Genomic DNA, 16,253 nt, shown 5'->3' on the forward strand with positions numbered 1-16,253 from the left:
CTGAGAGGTAGGTAAATTAACGTGGACTACTCTATAGTGTTTCGTAGTGTATAAGAAGCCTAACCCCAAGCTCTGTACCCAGTGCAAGGGCTCCAGGAGGCTCTGCGGGCTACCGCAGTGCCCCATACTCGTCAAGCTGAGAGAGCAGTTAAGCCTTAGCAGGCACCTCGGCACGTCTCTTGAATCCCACACCCCTCCCTCAATCCTAGTTGGCGAGTATGGTTACCCATGTGTGAGAGTGGGGGTCAATCTTCCCGTGGGAGAGGAAGCTCCGGAGCTCTTCGAGAACCCCAGAGAGTGGTGGGGCAGGCTCGGTCTACTGGACATCCTGAGGCTGAGGGCGCGCCTCGTATACTCGTACGCGAAGTTACCGGTCAAGAGGCTTGGAGGGCGGGTAGTCAACGCCGTGCGGGAGTCCGCCATGTCCTACAAGCCTGTGGACTCTGAGGCCATCTTTAAGAGGCCCCCGGTGTTTGCGCCGCGCTTCGACCCGCTACTAAAGCCGCTGGGGTTCTCGGGGGAGGCTGAGAGCATACGGGTGCTCGGGAACCCCAGTGTTCCGAGGCGTGTAGATAGCCTGGCCCTGGAAAGAGTGAGAGCAGAGAGGGCGATAATTGAGCTTTACCGTGCTGGCTTTGACGTCTACTATCTCCAGCGCTTACTCTCGGCAGGCGTGCTAGGAGTCGAGAAGAGATTCGTCCCGACGAGGTGGGCTATCACAGCTGTTGACAAAAAGATTGGCGACTTCCTCCTGGACAGGATACGCGACAGGCCCGAAATCACGGACTACGAGGTCTACCACTCGAACTATATCGGGAACAACTACACACTGGTGCTGATCCCGGGCCCCTGGAGCATGGAGATGATCGAAGCCTGGCTCCCGGGATCCATGTGGGTGCCAAGCGGAGGAACTGAGATCTACGACATCCACGAGTGGGAGGATGGCAGGCCGAGCAGGGAAGACGGGGGCTACTACGCTATTCGCGTAGCAGTCCTGGAGAGCCTCGCGGGCCGCGGCAGGCAGGCGGGAGTCCTCGCAATAAGGGAGATAACCCCGGAGTACTTTGCACCCGTTGGGAACTGGCAGATAAGGGAGAGCGTTAGAAGGGCCCTTAGCGGGAGAGCTGAGAGAGCTTCAAGCCTCGAGGAGGCATTACAGATTGCCTCGAAGTACCTTCTCATGCCTCTAGACGTCGTAGAGGAGAAGAGCGAGCTCCTGAGGAGGGTTAGGAGGCAGGCAAGGTTACCTAGCTTCTTGGCTCGAGAGTAGTGAGGCTTACCAGCTTGTTGAGCACGTCTGTCCTCGTGACGATCCCCTTAGGCTTCCCTTCCTCGTCCACGACTACAGCCCTTCCGGTCTTCCTCGAGGCTAGTATCTTCATGATGTCGAGTATGTCGGTGTCCGGCCTTATTACGGGGACGTTCTTCTCCATGTAGTCCCTAACCCTGGCATCGTGATTGCCGTCGAGGTAGGCTCTAACGATCCGTGAAGCGCCTATGATGCCGCAGAGCCTCTCCTGGCTGTCGACTACCGGGAGCGCCCGTATATCGTTCTTGAGTAGTAATCTCGCCACACTCGAGAGAGCCTCATCCTCGCGCACTACGATCGGGTTTGGGGTCATGACCTCGGACGCTGTTATTCTCGGCACGGCCACAAACGTCTCTACGGACAGGAGAACCTCCTTCCTCTTAAAGTCGACGCCCGAGACTATACCTGCAATCATAAGCCTAGTCCTGGGAGTAGGGCCCACCCTTATCCTCACGCCCTCCCTGAGCTGGTGAATGCTGCCCGTGACTCTAAGAGTTGCCTTGACGCCCGCCGGGTCTGTTAAGCCGATGAGGTCTAGTTCCAACGCGTATATCCTGCTAGGGTGGTCGTCCACGACTACTTGTAGGGGCTCCCAGAGACGCTCGAGTGCTTGAGGGGCTTTCACGCACTCCAGCCCCTTCACTGTGGGGACGTAGCCGCCGTTAGGCCCCGTGCGTGCCTCTATCAGGCCTAGTGCCTTCAAGGCGGACATTGAGTTCCTTACAGTGCCGTCGCTCTTGCCAAGGCGCTCGGCTATCTCAGTGCTCGTGACAGGCCTCTTGTTAGCCTCGTAGAGCTGCACTACGGCGACGAGTAGCTCGTAGAGGCTCTGCGAAAGCACCATACTCCAGTTTATTCATAACAGCCCATATTAATGCTTGTCCATGAGTCTTACAATACTTCGACAATAGTTTAAGTGGAGGCGGTGGAAAAGGTTTTTGCCCCCTGGCCCAAGAAGGAAAACGTATGAGCCTTGCGAGGATACGTTATCTCTCGAGACAGTTCAGGAAGAGGTACGGCGTCATCGGGCGCGTGGCGTCGAGGTACCTCGAGGCAGGGTTAAGCGTCAGGATAAACCACCCGACCAGGCTCGGCCCTGCACACATAATAGCCCATGGAAACGGGCAGAAACTAGTAGTTGAAGTGTACTACTCATCAAAACCGCTGGAACCCGATACCGTGCAAAGAGTAGCCGAGAAAGCAAAGCTGCTCAGAGCAAAGCCAGTAGTAGCACTGTACGGAAAGACCCCCGCGACGAAGAGGGCCCTCGAAGTGGCCACCAAGCTAGGCGTGAAGATAAAGAGGATCAGGCCTTGAAGTGCGAAAAGCTGATAAACCTCCACGAAATTATTTTCCACGACCCCGGGTAGCGTAGCGGTATCGCGGCCGGCTGTAGGTCGACCCCGCACGGCGACCGGGGCTAACAGGCCCCTCGTATGAGACCGTGCCAGCCGGCTGGAGACCGGCAGTGGCGGGCCCGCAATGGGCCGTGCGCCAAGGTCCCGGGTTCGAATCCCGGCCCGGGGATTTTTTGCTAATTAGGTGCTTGGGAGAATGACCACAACTCGGCGCTTTCTCGAATTTTGCCCACCCGTGCGAGACGCTGAAGCCCACCTGCTCTGTGAACATCAGTAGCACACTGGCTGGGTTCGTAACCCTGAAAGTTCCAGTCAAGCTGGGTATCTAGGTGGCTTTTTCTCAGCTTGAAGTATTCCATCCTAGTTTTTTCACCTCAGCTTTCCAGTCTGGAAACAGAAGGGTTTAATAGTGTTCATAGCTCTGTGTCTGTGATGACAATGGCATACATCTGGAGTGCGCACGGGGGTATCACGCAACTAGACTGTCCTTGCGGTGACTGGGGGATGATGCCGGGGATTATGACTTGGTGGTGGGTACCGATGGCTTTGCTCTCAGTGGTCTTCTTCGTGGTCATTCTAATAATCCTGTTCTGGGTTCTGGGCAAGTTATATCCGAGCGGCAGGCAGTCCCACAGCTCGTCAACAGCGCTCGAAGTCCTTAAAGAGCGGTTAGCTAGGGGCGAGATAACAGAAGAAGAGTATAGGAGGTTGAAGAAGATTCTCGAGGAGTAATGAGTAATTTAATTTTTCTGTTTGGTTAGAGTAGATCTATACCGCATTTTAACTGTTCTAGCCATCTGAGAGCTTTTTGGACGTTTTCCCTCCCTCTGATTATCGCACCGTGTTGTGGGACTATAGCCTCTACGTCCAGCCCTCTCACTCTGTTCAGCCAAGCCTGGATTGCCTTGTTGCCTGCCATGTACCTCCTGTGGAAAGGCTCCATGTACTGGACGTGCGCCTCGAAGTCCGCGACGAAGTCATAGTCCTGGCTCTCGGGCGTCAGGGAGGCAAATAAGTCGCCTGAGAAGAGCACTCTGGAGCAGGGGTCGTATATCTGGAAGTTTCCGGGGGAGTGGAGGAAGTGTGCGGGGACGAGTTTAAGGGTGCAGGCTCCTAGGGCTAGCTCGGCGCCGCTGTCCGGCACTGAGTAGAACCTCTCTGAGGGGTTTGTCTCTGCTGGGAACAGGTGTGGTATGAAGCGCGCCCAGACCTCTGGCAGGACGATTTTAGCGTTGGGCAGTGCCGTGTACCAGCTCGCCGCTGCTCCGACGATGTCAGGATCCTGGTGGGAGAAGAAGACGTACTTTATCTTGGGGGCTGGCACGACGAGCGAGATTTCGGAGACGAGCTTCGGGAACACGACGCGCCCGGAGGGGTCTGCCAGCAGGCCTTCACCCGAGTCGGCTATTACAAGCTGGTTGGCCTGTACGTAGCCCCTAGGCGTGAAGCCTCTGAAAACAACGACCTTATGCTTTTCATCAGTGTACAGCGGTATCATTGGCCAGTAAATCCACTTATCCTTTATAAACTATGCCTCGTGGCCTTCTAGGAAATTAAACCCTTGCCCTCTGGTGTTCTTGTCTTGACCCTTGCCTTGGCGCTGGTTTATGCGCATCTGTTTACAGAATATTATTTATTTTTCTGGTGGAATCTTTAAATGTGCGTTTGAAAGAGCACCCTGTACTGGAGTTCAGGCGGGGTAGACCCGTCTACTTCAGGTTCAATGGAGGGATTGTAGAGGGCTACGAGGGCGAGAGTGTCCTCGCGGCTCTCTGGGCTAGCGGCGTCAGGAGCGTGAAGAGAGGCGCGCCCCTGCAGGGCCCTTACTGCATGATCGGCTACTGCTCCGGTTGCATGGCTAGGGTCGATGGGCGCCCGCACGTGCGTACATGCCTAGAGCCCGTCAGAGGCGGGTTAGTGGTGGAGGAGGAGGAGCAGGGCCTTCCCCCCGTGGCTCCGGCGAGCGCTGTAGAGGAGGGGCCCGAGAGAGTAGACACTGACGTGATAGTCGTCGGTAGCGGCCCTGCAGGGCTCTCGGCGGCTATAGCTGCTGCTGAGAGTGGTTTGAAGGTCGACGTGTTCGAGAGACACTTCAAGCCCGGCGGGCAGCTCCTGAAGCAGACGCACAAGTTCTTCGGGTCGGGGGAGCTCTTCGGGGGGCTTAGAGGCTTCCAGATAGCTGAAAGACTTATCTCCCGCGCCGAGTCACTTGGCGTCAACATCCATACCCGGGCTAGCGTGATCGGGTGGTTTAGGGAGGGCGTTTTTGCCGTCGTGAAGGACGGGAGGCTCGTCCTAGTCAAGCCGAGGGCAGTCATAGTCTCCACGGGAGCGGTTGAGAGGTTTCTAGCATTCCCTGGGAACACTCTGCCGGGCGTCATGGGGGCTGGCGCGGCCCAGACTCTCATGAACGAGTACGGAGTGAAGCCGGGGGAGAGAGCTGTCGTTGTGGGCGCCGGGAATGTTGGCTTGATAGTGTCCTACCAGTTGCTCCAGGCCGGGGTGGAGGTTCTCGCAGTAGTGGAGATTATGAGGGAGATCGGCGGGTGGCTCGTACACGCCGCGAAGCTTAGGCGGTACGGTGTCCCGATACTGACGCATCATACTGTGGTGAGGGCAGAGGGCAGGGAGAGAGTGGAGAAAGTCGTTGTCGCCGAGCTCGACGACAAGATGCAGCCCATCCAGGGGACTGAGAAGGTCTTTAGCGCTGACCTACTACTCCTAGCTGTTGGGCTCACGCCAGAGGCTAGGCTCCTCGCGGAGATGGGTGCGAAGATGATTTGGTCGAGCGAGTTAGGGGGGTACGTGCCGTACAGGACAAGGTACATGGAGACGAGCATACCGGGCGTCTACGTGGCTGGCGACGCATCGGGCATAGAGGAGGCGACTACGGCAATCCTCACTGGCCGGATCGCAGGGTACTCAGCGGCAATCAGGCTACTGGGCATGCGCGAGGACATCGTTTCGAGACGCGAGGAAGCTATTAGGATGCTCCAGGAGACGAGGGGTACGCCGTTCTCCGCGAAGGTGGTAAGGGGGCTAGAGAGGGTGGTGGTTAGTGGGGTATAGGTCTAGGGGGTACGTCGAGTACGAGGAACTGGTTAAAGCCGGTTTTGTGCCTCCGGGAGAAGTCTTCGAGGGCAGGGTTGTGGCGGTAACCGAGTGCATCGAGGAAATACCGTGTAACGTCTGCCAGTCCCTATGCCCAGTCAAGGCGATTGAGGTCGAGGGGCTTAGGGGTAGGCCGAGAATTGACTGGTCGAAGTGCATTGGCTGTGGTGTTTGCGTCGGTGGGTGCCCCGGCCAGGCGATGTTCCTCGTGGGCAGGGATAGCAATGGGTACGTTGTCGGCTTGCCTTACGAGTTCCTGCCGAGGCCCAGGAGAGGTGACGTCGTCGAGCTCCTGAACCGGAGAGGAGAGCCTGTGGGCAGGGGTGAGGTACTACGGGTCTTCGAGATGAACAAGACTTTAGTCGTGTACGTGAGAGTTCCGGGTGAGCTGTTATGGGAGGTGAGGAGCATACGGGTGAAGTGAAGGCCTACATCTGCATGTGCGAGAAAGTGGCCGTGGAGGACGTTGACAGGGCCCTGGAGGAGGGCATAACGGATCTGGAGTCCCTCAAGAGGAAATTACGCGTCGGCATGGGCCCCTGCCAGGGCAGGTTCTGCATACCCATCCTGATATCGTACGTGGGCCGGAGGCTCGGCGTTCCTCCAGAGAAACTCGCCTACCCCACTGTTAGGCCACCGCTCGAGCCTGTCCCTGCTAGGGTCTTCCTCCAGGTGAGGGGGCGTGAAATATAGCGTCGTAATAGTGGGCGGCGGGATAACAGGGCTCTCGGTCGCCTACAGCCTGGCTCTCAGGGGGGTCGAGGGGATAGCCGTGATCGAGAGGAACTACCTGGGCTCGGGCTCTACGTTCAGGTGCGCTGGGGGCATTAGGGCAAGCTTTACGAGCCGCGAGCACATAGTCCTGATGAGGAGGAGCATAGAGCTTTGGGGCAAGCTCGCGGAGGATCTTGGAGTGAAGTACTCGAGGAGCGGATACTTGTGGCTCTCCTCAACCGAGAAGGGTCTCGAGAAGCTCAAGAGCTACATGAGGATACACAACGAGAATGGTGTCCCGACGCGGCTCGTAGACGAGAGTTTCATACGGGAGGTAGCGCCATACGTTAGCACTGAGAGACTCGTGGGGGCTCTCTTCGACCCTCTAGCAGGCAAGGCGAGCCCCTTCGACACCGTATACAAGCTGTACTCGGCCTCGCGTAGACTGGGCGTCGAGATCAGGGTAGGGGAGAGCGCCGTGAGAGTAGAAGTTAGTAACAGTGCAGTGGAAGGCGTGCAGACAGATAGAGGCTATCTAAGCGCAGAGACGGTTGTCCTAGCTACTGGGCCATATATCAACGAGCTCTTAGAGCCTCTAGGCGTCAACCCTCACGTCTCCCCCGTCCCCCACCACGCTGCTATAACAGAAGAATTCGGGAGGCTCTTCGACCCGCTGATAATAGACTTCGAGAGCGGCGCCTATGCAGTTCAGACTTTCCACGGAAACGTCCTGATGGGCGTTGAGATCCCCGAGGAGCCATTCTCGCCGCTAGATGTGAAGCTGGAGTTCCTCTGGAAGGTGGTTAGAGAGTGGTCCAAGTGGCTCCCCTGGCTACCCGACGTGAACATACTCAGGTACTGGCCCGGCTACTACGAGGTCACGCCCGACCACCACCCCATACTGGGACCCGTCGACGCCTTCCAAGGGCTATACGTCGCGTCTGGGTTCAGCGGCCACGGTTTCATGATGGGGCCTGTAGTCGGTGAGGTCATGGCAGACTGGATAGTGAAAGGCAGGCCCGGGATACCGGAGGCCAAGAACCTGACCCTGGATAGGTTTGAGCGCGGGGAGCTAATACACGAGCTCGCCGTGATAGGCTAGGCAATCTTTTTATTCCAAGCTCTCCCCATTTCAGGGGGCACTTGTAATGAGAGCTACTCTGCTCTACAAGCTCTACCTCATAGCAAGGGCTAAGCTAGAGGGAAGGAGGATCGCCCTCGTCGACGAGGGAGACCCAGACGGCATCGTGAGTGGGGCCCTCTTCAGGATGAAGTACCCAGACGGTGTAGTCGTCCTGGCCTACCCCACAGAGGCCCAGAAGAGTGTGCTAATAAGGTCTGTTAAGTGGGACTTCGTAGCAGACCTCCCGTGCCCCGGGAGAGCAGTGCTCCGAGCTGACCACCACCTAACCAACCCACCCTGTGCCGAGAGAGAGTTCTACGACCCTAGCGCCCCCGCGTCGGCTGTTCTGGCGCTAAAAGCTCTAGAGCTGGACGGCAACGCTGCAGCCTCGAAGCTCGCCAGCCTCGCCGTCGAGACTGATACCGCAAACATCGTATCCCAGGAAGCTATGGAGTTAGAAGCAGCGGTTAAAGGCGCTGACTACCGCGGAAAGCTCTACCTAATAGCCCTCCTAGCCGCTAGAGGCCTAGAGGCCCTGAAAGATGAGAGAATTAGGGGCTTCATCGAGAGGTACGGCAAGAGCAGGGGCAAGACGGAGGAAGTAGCTAAAGCCCTAAGCCCGCCCCCTAGAGAGGCTATCGTGATATTCACGAGGGACGAGAGGATAGCCTACAGGTACCTAACAATACTGTTAGAAAAAGCTGGAGCTGAGTTCACGTTTGTACTGGTGCCGAAGGGCTTCTTCAAGTACAGGGTGTACGTAGGGGCCAGGCCCTCCTCTAAGTACAACGCCGCGAGCATAGCCTCGAGGCTCGGCGGCGGGGGGCACAAGTACGCGGCTGGCGCTACCTTCAGGGCGCTCGGCATCAAGGGCGCGTTGGAGAAGGTTCTGCCCGTCCTGAAAGAAGAGCTCAACAGCAACGAGATAGAGGCCGTTGTCGTGAGCAACGGCAACATGAGGAAGAGTATACTCTAGCCGGCCATGCCCGCCATCTACGTCACGGGCCTCCTGCCCGACTCCCGCGGCAAGACCTCCCTCGCGATGCTCCTCGCCAAGTCGCTAGCCGACGTCGGCGTCCCGGCATCTTTCTCGAAGCCCGTAGCGATAGTGGACACGGCAACCGACCACGAGCTAGTGCCAGACTGGCTTGAGAGCGGTGCACTCTACCCTAGAGAGTGGGTTGTAGCTAGGGAGGCAGGGTTCAAGTGGAGGCTCGAGGACGTTAACCCGCTGCTCCTGCTCACCGCCCCCTTCGACATAAGCCTGTTTTTCCGCGAGAGCGTCCCCTCCGCGCTGCTTGCCTACGAGGAGGATCTGGCGAGGAGGACTGCCCTGGCGCGGGCTTACAGACCCGCTGGCGAGAGCTACTCGATGGACGTGGTGTTGAACGCGTGGGCCCTTAAACGGAGGGTTCTGCTCGTGAATGACCGGCTCATTAAAAGAGCTTCCAGCCACTCAGGGAGGATTCTCGAGACGGAGAGCCTGGAGACGTTCAGGGGGATTATTGTTGGCGCGATGAGGGATTCCGTGGAACTTGCTCTCAAAAATCTCAAGAGGAAAAGTGTAGCTCAGGTGCTAGAGGGGGTCTCGGACTGGCTCTTCGCGGGCCTCAAGTGCGAGCTCGTGGTAGCCGTGTACAGGGGCCAAGCCGCACTCTTTGACGGCGTAAAGGTTGCCCGTGCACTCGAAGTAGTGTCGCACGGGGCGGCCTACGAGAGGTTTAGAGCAGTACTGAGCCTCGTATCGCCGTTTGACGTCGTGAAGTTCACACCGCCGCTGCCCGGCGAGAGCCTAGAGAGCGCTGTTGAGAAAAATAGCGAGTTAGAGCAAAAAATAACGGATTACTTGGTAGAGAAAAACGTCAAGCCTGGTGGCTAGAGTTTCTTAACCATAATTACGTCGTCCTCGTAGGCCGAGAGAGCTTCCACAAGATCCCAGTAGACCCTGTCCCTCTCTCTGAAGAGGCTATAGCCCAAGCTACTGAAAAGACCCTGTGAAGCCTTGTTGCTTTCCACAGTGCTGGCGGCACTGTACATGCACCTCTCGCGCCGGAAGAACTCCTCGGCTTCCAGCACGAGCCTCTTGCCGATGCCCATGCCCCTGTACTCCTTCTTCACCGCAAGGAAGTACACGACGCCCACTTTCCCGTAGCCGTCCACGCGAGTGGTGTAGACCTCAGCGACTCCGGCCATCCTCCCGTTCACCTCGGCTACGAGGACTAGCGTCTCGTCCATGTCTCTTATAGCCCAGTACCTGTAAGAGCCCGTGAAGGACTCTCTAAGTATCTTTACGACGGCCGATCTGTCGTTAAGCGTTGCGGGGCGTACTCTAACTTGTAAAAGACTACTACTATCTTCCTCCAGAGCCTCCATGCTTACACGCTCATTTCTTTAGAGCTTGTATTCTCTCCAAAAGGGTGTTTATATCCTTTTCTACTATCCTCTCCAGCGTGTGGTATAGTTCTTTTAGGAAAGCAGGCGAGTCCAGCACTCTACCGTAGAAGACGGGTTCCACCGACGGTAGTGTTGCCTCGAGCCCCGCTATTCTCCTAAGACCCTTCATTCTTCGAATCTCTGAAACGCTCCTAGCCCCAGCCAGGATCTCGGAAAGAAGCACGATGTCGTCGATCGCGTCCGTGAAGAGCGGGTAGTATACCTCGCTGTCCCTGAATACTCTGTCGTACCTGCCCCAGAACATTGGGCCCGTAAGGGCACGCCTGAGGAACCTGGCGTCCCCCTCGTCCTCCACCCTGAGGCCCGAGACTACGTCTATCGCCCGCTGAGCAGAGGGGAGGTGGGCGACTCTCTCGAGCTTTGCCACTATACTCCTGGTCAGCTCGCTGTACTTGAACATATGCCACCTCCTTGCCTTGAACTCCAGCGCGACTCTCTCCAGAGCACTCGTGGCTTTCCCAACTCCCTCCCAGTTGACAATAGAGGGCGTGTCGAGGTCTGTGTGGTACACGGGCAGTATTTCGGGGAATGTATGCGTAGTTGATGAGGGGACGCCCTTCAACGTGAAGCTGAAGCTGTCGAATATCACCTGGTCGGGGCATACCCTCGCTTCACCACCCAGAACCTCCGCTATGCCTGCTTGCACGTCGGGTGTCGACGCGGACACGCGTATTTCTGCTCCGCCCAGCGTATCAACGTTGAAGAGCGCACCGAAGCTCTCGAGGAGCCCGCTCCTCTCCAAGTAGTCTGCAAAGCTCCTCGACCCCCATATCCAGTACCAGGGGCTGTACCCCGGAGCTCCGGACTCCTCGGAGCCGAAGAAGATATAACCTGCACTCTCGCGGAGCCGTTCCGCTAGTAGCATGACTATGCCCACGCCGAGCACGTCATCTGTGAAGCCGGCAAGCCACTTGTCTATGTGTGCGGAGAAGACAGGGCCATCTAGGGGGCCTGCATAGACCACTCTGCTCTTTGAGAAGTGATTAGCGATCGTCTCCACTTTCACTGATACCTTCTTGCCCTCCCGGCTCAGCTTCGAGATCCTCATGCCGTCTTCGAGGCTCACGGCCACTGCCGGGATTGGAGGAGGAGTCCCCTCCTCGAAGCGGTAGTCAGTGTTTAGAGTCAGAACCATCCTCCGCACGCGGCTTGGGTAGATGTCCATGAATATGACTGCTTCAGCGCCAAACCTGACTGCCTGTACGTACTGCCATACGGCCTCGTCGACTTTCTCGTAGAACCTAGCTAGGACGATTTTACCAGAGACTTTGCTTGGAGCCCATTCCTCCTCGAGGATTTTCTCATCCATGTATACGACTTCGCCCTCAGCCTCTCCGGAGAGGGTGTAGGGGAGGGCTACACCCCTGAACTTCAAGTTCCCGGAACTGACTTCTACGTAGCGCTCCTCCCATGAGAGGGCCTCGAACTCGTACACCCCAGTCTCCAGGCCGAGCGACTCAAGAAAGCCGCGGAGTCTCTCCGCAAGCATTTTCTCGCCGGGCGAGCCGGCCACCACATCGTTCAGTGGTATATCTGAAACAAGCTGTGCTACTCTTTTGACGCTGCTCACAAAGGTAGAAGCGAGGTATCTGTGATAAACGTGTTGGGGCTCTAGCGCCTCATAGGCTAACCTAATATCCCTCCCTTCACTATTGTTCTCTGATGAAGAGCATAGCCGACAAATTGAGGGCAGCACTTGATAACATTGACGACGCTATCAGCCTGCTCCGCGAAGCCGCCAGGGAGGACAAGAGACTCGCCGCAGCCTTAGAGGACACGATATACTACCTTGAGGAGGCAGGAGAGGCCTTGAACAGCATACTTGAGAGGGAGTACTCGTCAGGGGAGTAGAGGAACAATTAACCTTGAGTGTTTTTCTCACTCTTAACCGAGCCCGAAAAAAGGATGTACGTTGCTATAATCATCGCGAGCGCCATTGCGATACTAGCTAGGACTACTAGGAGGGGGTTCTGGCCATACCCGAAGCACAGAGGAAACGGGCCTATAAAGACGCACCCCCCTATTCCCACCAGCTGTGTAGCTGACCCGAGTATTGCCAGGACTATTCCGGCCATGATAAGCATGACCCCGAGAAGCACCACTAGAGCTCCAATCTCCTCCGCTCTCACCTAAACCACCCCGCTGTAACGAAGTAGAGAGCGAACGTGAGGATTGTGAGTACTAGTGCTAAGACAATGAGCCACTTTGTTACCTGGACGTCGGAGCCGACAATTATGGGGATAGGCCCTATGAGTAATACGACCCCACCCCTCACCTCGCCTTTACCCCTTGCAATAGCCGAGCCTAGTATGAACAGGAAGCCAACAATCAGGACAACAATTCCGAGTAAGATGACCAGTATTGCCAGTGACACGTGATGCATATATTTGTCCCGAGGTTTAAACTCTTCGGAGGCAGCTTGTTCGAACATGCCAAGTGCCTCTCCTGTGGCTTGTGTTGCCGCAATACAGAGATGGTCTTGACCGCCGGCGACATCGAGAGGCTCGAGAGGCTAGGCTTCAGCAGGGAGGCATTCGTAGAGCTTAGAGGCAGGCTGCCACGCTTGAGAAACGTGAACGGCTACTGCGTCTTTTACGACAGGCGCACTGGCAGGTGTACAGTCTATAACTACAGGCCTTCCGGTTGCCGTGTCTACCCCCTAGTCTTCGACGAGGAGAGAGGCGTGGCCTTCGACCCAGAATGCCCTCTCGTAGGCGAGTTCGCCTCCAGGCGGGAAGACATCAAGCGTGCTCTCGGCGAGCTCAAGAGAGTTCTTAAGGAGCTCGAAACGAGCCACGGGTATAGAGTTAAGTGGAGGCTGTTCTACAGGAGTGCCCGCCGCCTTGAGGGCCTTGAGACGGTTAAGTAGAAGGGGCTCCTAAGTCGCTGCTCTTGTCGACTCGCGCTTCATGAGATCTGCTACGCGTCTCATTACCTGCTCGTGGAACCTTGCGATGAGAGCGCGCTTGTCCTCCATGAGTACAACGTCGCTAAGCCCCTCTAGTACTATATTGTACGCAAAGGGGCTCGGCGTGTCCAGTAGGGGTGTCTCCACGACTCTCACCTCGCCTCTGTGGATTTTCTCGAGCACCTCGCGGGCATGGTGTACGTCCATGTAGTCCTCTAGGATTTCCCTGTACGTCTCCTTGAGTATCGGGAAGTCCTCCCACCTCTTGACCACCTTGAGTAGCGTTGAGGCACTCATCTGCTGCTTCTCGACGCTTATCTCGTGGCCCTTGTAATTCCTCAGAACCATGAGGCCCCGTGTCGCGACGTGGCGGAAGCGCCTCCTCATGAGCTCCGTGTTGAAGATCGCCTTCTTGAGTATCTCTTCGAGCTCTTCGGGCTTCACGTCTTTCAGCGTCACTTGCGGCTCGACACCACGCGGGTATACCAGGGCGAAGCCGTTGTCGTGGAGCGCTATGCCTATGTTCGCCCCCGCCTTCTTGGTGGCGAGGTAGGCGAGAGCGTGGCTCAGGGCGTCATTAGTCCTCCTGCCCACGAGCGTGTGGAACACGTGGTGTATTCTGCCCTGCTCGTCCAGCCACTTCTCGACGAGAATAACCCTGTCGCTCGGGTACTCTCTTATCCCCAGTGACCGGAGGAAGTAGAACATCTCCAGGAAGTACCCTATTATCGCCTCGGCCGAGTTGTCGTCGACTTTGCACTCGCGCTTCAGGTACTCCCTAATCTCCTCGGGATCCTTTCCCGATTCTATCCAGCGGAACATCTGCCCCCTGAACTCTGCTATCTTGAGCGCAAGGTCGTAGCTGAGGGGTAGCATTTCGCTGAACCACGCGGGTATCGTCGGCTTCTGCTCGAAGGCGGGCTTCACGAACGCCACCATCCCGTCGCTCTTCACGAACTCGTAGACCTTGCCCCCGAGTACGAACCTGTCGCCCGGGAACAGCCTCTCCAGGAACTCCTCCTCGATGTTGCCCACGTACTTCCTGTCAAGGGTGAGCACCTTAACGCTGACTTCATCGGGGATTGTTCCGACGTTGAGGGCATAGATAACCCTCGCGTATTTCCCCCTCCTCCCAAAGACCCCCTCCTCTGGGTCGAACCATATCTTCCCGTACACCTTGTAGCTCTCAAGCTCGCTGTAGCCCCCCGAGAGGTACTTCAGCACGTTGATAAAGTCCTCGTAGGGTAGCTCGTGGAAGCTGTAGCTCCTCCTTATGATCCTGTAGGCGTCTTCGACTCTCATCTTGCTCTCAATGGCCATCCCCACGACGTGCTGTGCCAGCACGTCTAGCGGGTTGCGCGGTATGTGAATCTTGTCCAAGTGGTGCCTGTAGGCCTCTCTAACCATTATCGCGACCTCCACGAGGTCGTCGCGATCAACGCAGACCATGACCCCCTTGCTTGTCTCGTGGAGCCTGTGCCCGCTACGCCCAATCCTCTGTAGGCACCTGGTCACTGACTTCGGCGACCCCACTTGTGCTACGACGTCTATGTAGCCAATGTCTATGCCCAGTTCCAGGCTCGTGCTACTCACGATGGCCTTGAGCTCGCCTCCCTTCAGCTTCTCCTCCACGTCCAGCCTAACGCCGCGCGACAGGCTACTGTGGTGTGCTGCTATGGAGTCCTCAGGTATGCCGCCCTTCTTCCTGGCGAGCATTTTAAGGTGGAAGACTACTCTCTCTGTCCCGCTACGCGTGTTCGTGAATATCAGGGTTGTCCTGTGCTTCTTCACAACGTCGAAGAGAAGGTCGTACATCGCCTGCGTCACTTCCTGCGCGGGGGTGTGTATCAAGTCCGACACTGGCGAAACGACCCTGATGCTCTTCCTCTTGGCGTACCTGGCGTCCACGATCACGCACTCCCTGGGCGTTCCATCGTCATTGTAACCAACGAGGAAGCGCGCGACTTCCTCAAGGGGGTTGATCGTGGCTGAAAGGCCTATCCTCACGAACTCCCTACCTGTAAGCTCGCGCAGTCTCTCGAGCGACAGAGAGAGGTGGGATCCGCGCTTGCTCTCGGCCAGGCTGTGCACCTCGTCTACTATGACCCACCTGACGGTTCTGAGCTTCTCCCTGAACTTGGGTGCGACCAGGATTATCGCGAGCGTCTCCGGCGTCGTGATGAGGATGTGCGGAGGCTTCCTCAGCATGTTCTGCCTCTGCGTCGTTGTCGTGTCTCCAGTCCTGACGACGTGCCTTATCTCCGGGATCTCGAGGCCCTTAGACTCCGCAAGCTCCCGTATCTCACTGAGCGGCTCCTCCAGGTTCCTGTAAATATCGTTGTTGAGCGCCCTCAAAGGGGAGACGTAGAGGACGTAGACTGTGTCTTCGAGCTCGCCCCTCTGTGCCATGTCGAATAGTTCGCTCAAGGCTATTAGGAAGGCCGTCAGAGTCTTCCCCGTGCCTGTAGGGCTCGAGACCAGAACGTTCCTCCCCTCGTGTATGGGGATTAGCGCCAGCCTCTGCGGGGGCGTTAGGTCTCTGAACTTCCTGTCAAACCACTCAGCGACGAGAGAGTTCAGTACCCTGAGTACCTCCTCCTTAGTGTACTCCCTAGTGGCGTAGACTAAGCCCTCTCTACCAGACACTGTAGACCTCTTAGAAAAACCCACCTTAAAAACAATTGTTCAGGTTTGGGAAAAGGTAGGAACTACAAGGTCTAGAGGGGGCCAGGAGAGTCAGCTACCCCAGGATAGCGGCCACCAGTCGCGCTTGCATGACTCTCATCATCCAGTGAATACGTCTGCATGGGTATTTTTAAAAGGTTTCGCGGTGTAACACTAGGGAGTATGGCTAGCAGTGTCGTAGCACGGCGCAGGAACGCGTTTAACGTCGAGCGTAGGCTCGTGAAGCTACTCTCGGCGAACAAAGAAAACCACGTCTTCCGCGTCCCCGTCAGCGGCGTAGGCGAGAACTTCCCGGACGTCTTCATGGTGAACAACCTAGAGGACAGGATTGTAGCCTTCGAGGTTAAAGTAACGTCGGGTAAGAAGATTAAGGTTAAGGGGTTCCAGGTCTCGAAGCTCTACCGCTTCCTAGAGGCCTTCAAGAAGTACTCGAAGAGGGAGGCTGTCCTAGCCGTATGGTTCTCCAGGGAGCAAAAGTGGGTCTTCAAGAGGGTGGACGGCTTGTTCAGCGAGGACATGGTCGTCCGCGCGGATGACGCGAGCGACTGGGAGCCGAACGTGAAGATGAGAAGAAAAGCTTAAATTATCGCT

Annotated in this window: 19 protein-coding genes and 1 tRNA gene; 13 read left to right on the forward strand and 7 right to left on the reverse strand. The window is 56.8% G+C overall.

Annotated elements, in window-relative coordinates; all coding sequences use genetic code 11:
- Positions 1–46: 46 nt before the first annotated feature.
- On the forward strand, positions 47–1,270 hold the full coding sequence (locus IG193_RS02820; RefSeq protein WP_192819384.1) for an Nre family DNA repair protein: 1,224 nt from the start codon (positions 47–49) through the stop codon (positions 1,268–1,270).
- On the opposite strand, the gene IG193_RS02825 is transcribed toward IG193_RS02820, so the two are convergent.
- Positions 1,248–2,153, reverse strand: coding sequence for a CBS domain-containing protein (locus IG193_RS02825; protein WP_192819385.1), 906 nt, complete (start codon positions 2,151–2,153; stop codon positions 1,248–1,250). The two genes, IG193_RS02820 and IG193_RS02825, sit on opposite strands and share 23 nt — an antisense overlap.
- A 122-nt stretch (positions 2,154–2,275) precedes the next feature.
- Between IG193_RS02825 and IG193_RS02830 the strand changes: the two genes are divergently transcribed.
- From IG193_RS02830 to IG193_RS02840, 3 genes are all read left to right on the forward strand, one after another.
- Positions 2,276–2,626 (forward strand): hypothetical protein, encoded by a 351-nt coding sequence (locus IG193_RS02830; protein WP_192819386.1) that lies wholly within the window; start codon positions 2,276–2,278, stop codon positions 2,624–2,626.
- Positions 2,627–2,669: 43 nt separating this feature from the next.
- Positions 2,670–2,836, forward strand: a tRNA-Tyr gene (locus tag IG193_RS02835).
- A gap of 263 nt (positions 2,837–3,099) precedes the next feature.
- Positions 3,100–3,399, forward strand: coding sequence for an SHOCT domain-containing protein (locus IG193_RS02840; protein WP_218042168.1), 300 nt, complete (start codon positions 3,100–3,102; stop codon positions 3,397–3,399).
- A 25-nt stretch (positions 3,400–3,424) separates the two neighbouring features.
- Here the strand turns inward: IG193_RS02840 and IG193_RS02845 are convergent, their stop codons facing one another.
- Positions 3,425–4,165 (reverse strand): oxygen-binding di-iron domain-containing protein, encoded by a 741-nt coding sequence (locus tag IG193_RS02845; protein ID WP_192819387.1) that lies wholly within the window; start codon positions 4,163–4,165, stop codon positions 3,425–3,427.
- Positions 4,166–4,326: 161 nt separating this feature from the next.
- Here IG193_RS02845 and IG193_RS02850 point away from each other — a divergent pair, with 161 nt between their 5' ends.
- The 6 genes from IG193_RS02850 to IG193_RS02875 are packed head-to-tail and all read left to right on the forward strand — an operon-like array spanning position 4,327 to position 9,494.
- Positions 4,327–5,736: an FAD-dependent oxidoreductase gene (locus IG193_RS02850; protein ID WP_192819388.1), complete on the forward strand. Its 1,410-nt coding sequence runs from the start codon at positions 4,327–4,329 to the stop codon at positions 5,734–5,736.
- Positions 5,726–6,202, forward strand: coding sequence for a 4Fe-4S binding protein (locus tag IG193_RS02855; RefSeq protein WP_225876112.1), 477 nt, complete (start codon positions 5,726–5,728; stop codon positions 6,200–6,202). The genes IG193_RS02850 and IG193_RS02855 overlap by 11 nt, the downstream gene beginning before the upstream one ends.
- Positions 6,172–6,471, forward strand: coding sequence for a (2Fe-2S)-binding protein (locus IG193_RS02860; protein WP_192819389.1), 300 nt, complete (start codon positions 6,172–6,174; stop codon positions 6,469–6,471). The genes IG193_RS02855 and IG193_RS02860 overlap by 31 nt, the downstream gene beginning before the upstream one ends.
- Positions 6,461–7,594, forward strand: a complete 1,134-nt coding sequence (locus IG193_RS02865) for an NAD(P)/FAD-dependent oxidoreductase (protein ID WP_192819390.1) — start codon at positions 6,461–6,463, stop codon at positions 7,592–7,594. The genes IG193_RS02860 and IG193_RS02865 overlap by 11 nt, the downstream gene beginning before the upstream one ends.
- A 46-nt stretch (positions 7,595–7,640) precedes the next feature.
- Positions 7,641–8,591 carry a DHH family phosphoesterase gene (locus IG193_RS02870; RefSeq protein WP_192819391.1) on the forward strand — a complete coding sequence of 317 codons (951 nt, stop codon included), beginning with the start codon at positions 7,641–7,643 and terminating at the stop codon, positions 8,589–8,591.
- A gap of 6 nt (positions 8,592–8,597) precedes the next feature.
- Positions 8,598–9,494 carry a hypothetical protein gene (locus IG193_RS02875; protein ID WP_192819392.1) on the forward strand — a complete coding sequence of 299 codons (897 nt, stop codon included), beginning with the start codon at positions 8,598–8,600 and terminating at the stop codon, positions 9,492–9,494.
- On the opposite strand, the gene IG193_RS02880 is transcribed toward IG193_RS02875, so the two are convergent.
- Both IG193_RS02880 and IG193_RS02885 read right to left on the reverse strand, forming a co-directional pair.
- Entirely contained in the window at positions 9,491–9,988 is a 498-nt protein-coding gene (locus tag IG193_RS02880) for a GNAT family N-acetyltransferase (protein WP_192819393.1), read from the reverse strand. The two genes, IG193_RS02875 and IG193_RS02880, sit on opposite strands and share 4 nt — an antisense overlap.
- A gap of 10 nt (positions 9,989–9,998) precedes the next feature.
- Entirely contained in the window at positions 9,999–11,639 is a 1,641-nt protein-coding gene (locus IG193_RS02885) for a M28 family peptidase (RefSeq protein WP_192819394.1), read from the reverse strand.
- Between the two features lie 92 nt (positions 11,640–11,731).
- On the opposite strand from IG193_RS02885, the gene IG193_RS02890 reads away from it, so the two are divergent.
- Complete coding sequence (locus tag IG193_RS02890; RefSeq protein WP_192819395.1) at positions 11,732–11,920, forward strand: hypothetical protein; 189 nt, start codon at positions 11,732–11,734, stop codon at positions 11,918–11,920.
- 8 nt (positions 11,921–11,928) lie between these two features.
- Here the strand turns inward: IG193_RS02890 and IG193_RS02895 are convergent, their stop codons facing one another.
- Positions 11,929–12,198 carry a TIGR00304 family membrane protein gene (locus IG193_RS02895; RefSeq protein ID WP_192819396.1) on the reverse strand — a complete coding sequence of 90 codons (270 nt, stop codon included), beginning with the start codon at positions 12,196–12,198 and terminating at the stop codon, positions 11,929–11,931.
- Positions 12,195–12,443 carry a TIGR00304 family membrane protein gene (locus tag IG193_RS02900; protein ID WP_192819397.1) on the reverse strand — a complete coding sequence of 83 codons (249 nt, stop codon included), beginning with the start codon at positions 12,441–12,443 and terminating at the stop codon, positions 12,195–12,197. The genes IG193_RS02895 and IG193_RS02900 overlap by 4 nt, the downstream gene beginning before the upstream one ends.
- 3 nt (positions 12,444–12,446) lie before the next feature.
- On the opposite strand from IG193_RS02900, the gene IG193_RS02905 reads away from it, so the two are divergent.
- A complete protein-coding gene (locus IG193_RS02905; protein WP_192819398.1) occupies positions 12,447–12,938 on the forward strand; it encodes a YkgJ family cysteine cluster protein in 492 nt (163 codons plus the stop codon).
- Positions 12,939–12,947: 9 nt separating this feature from the next.
- Here IG193_RS02905 and IG193_RS02910 read toward each other — a convergent pair whose 3' ends face one another.
- Positions 12,948–15,623 carry an ATP-dependent helicase gene (locus IG193_RS02910; protein ID WP_192819399.1) on the reverse strand — a complete coding sequence of 892 codons (2,676 nt, stop codon included), beginning with the start codon at positions 15,621–15,623 and terminating at the stop codon, positions 12,948–12,950.
- A gap of 201 nt (positions 15,624–15,824) precedes the next feature.
- Here IG193_RS02910 and IG193_RS02915 point away from each other — a divergent pair, with 201 nt between their 5' ends.
- Positions 15,825–16,244 (forward strand): PDDEXK family nuclease, encoded by a 420-nt coding sequence (locus tag IG193_RS02915; protein ID WP_192819400.1) that lies wholly within the window; start codon positions 15,825–15,827, stop codon positions 16,242–16,244.
- The last annotated feature ends 9 nt before the right edge of the window (positions 16,245–16,253 follow it).

The sequence above is a fragment of the Infirmifilum lucidum genome, from assembly GCF_014876775.1.
GTDB lineage: Archaea > Thermoproteota > Thermoprotei > Thermofilales > Thermofilaceae > Thermofilum > Thermofilum lucidum.

Coding starts and splice junctions, on each gene's coding strand:
- IG193_RS02905 (WP_192819398.1), top strand. CDS start 12,447: ATGCATATATTTGTCCCGAGGTTTAAACTCTTCGGAGGCAGCTTGTTC.
- IG193_RS02830 (WP_192819386.1), top strand. CDS start 2,276: ATGAGCCTTGCGAGGATACGTTATCTCTCGAGACAGTTCAGGAAGAGG.
- IG193_RS02880 (WP_192819393.1), bottom strand. CDS start 9,988: ATGGAGGCTCTGGAGGAAGATAGTAGTAGTCTTTTACAAGTTAGAGTA.
- IG193_RS02870 (WP_192819391.1), top strand. CDS start 7,641: ATGAGAGCTACTCTGCTCTACAAGCTCTACCTCATAGCAAGGGCTAAG.
- IG193_RS02840 (WP_218042168.1), top strand. CDS start 3,100: ATGACAATGGCATACATCTGGAGTGCGCACGGGGGTATCACGCAACTA.
- IG193_RS02890 (WP_192819395.1), top strand. CDS start 11,732: ATGAAGAGCATAGCCGACAAATTGAGGGCAGCACTTGATAACATTGAC.
- IG193_RS02845 (WP_192819387.1), bottom strand. CDS start 4,165: ATGATACCGCTGTACACTGATGAAAAGCATAAGGTCGTTGTTTTCAGA.
- IG193_RS02860 (WP_192819389.1), top strand. CDS start 6,172: ATGGGAGGTGAGGAGCATACGGGTGAAGTGAAGGCCTACATCTGCATG.
- IG193_RS02875 (WP_192819392.1), top strand. CDS start 8,598: ATGCCCGCCATCTACGTCACGGGCCTCCTGCCCGACTCCCGCGGCAAG.
- IG193_RS02825 (WP_192819385.1), bottom strand. CDS start 2,153: ATGGTGCTTTCGCAGAGCCTCTACGAGCTACTCGTCGCCGTAGTGCAG.
- IG193_RS02915 (WP_192819400.1), top strand. CDS start 15,825: ATGGCTAGCAGTGTCGTAGCACGGCGCAGGAACGCGTTTAACGTCGAG.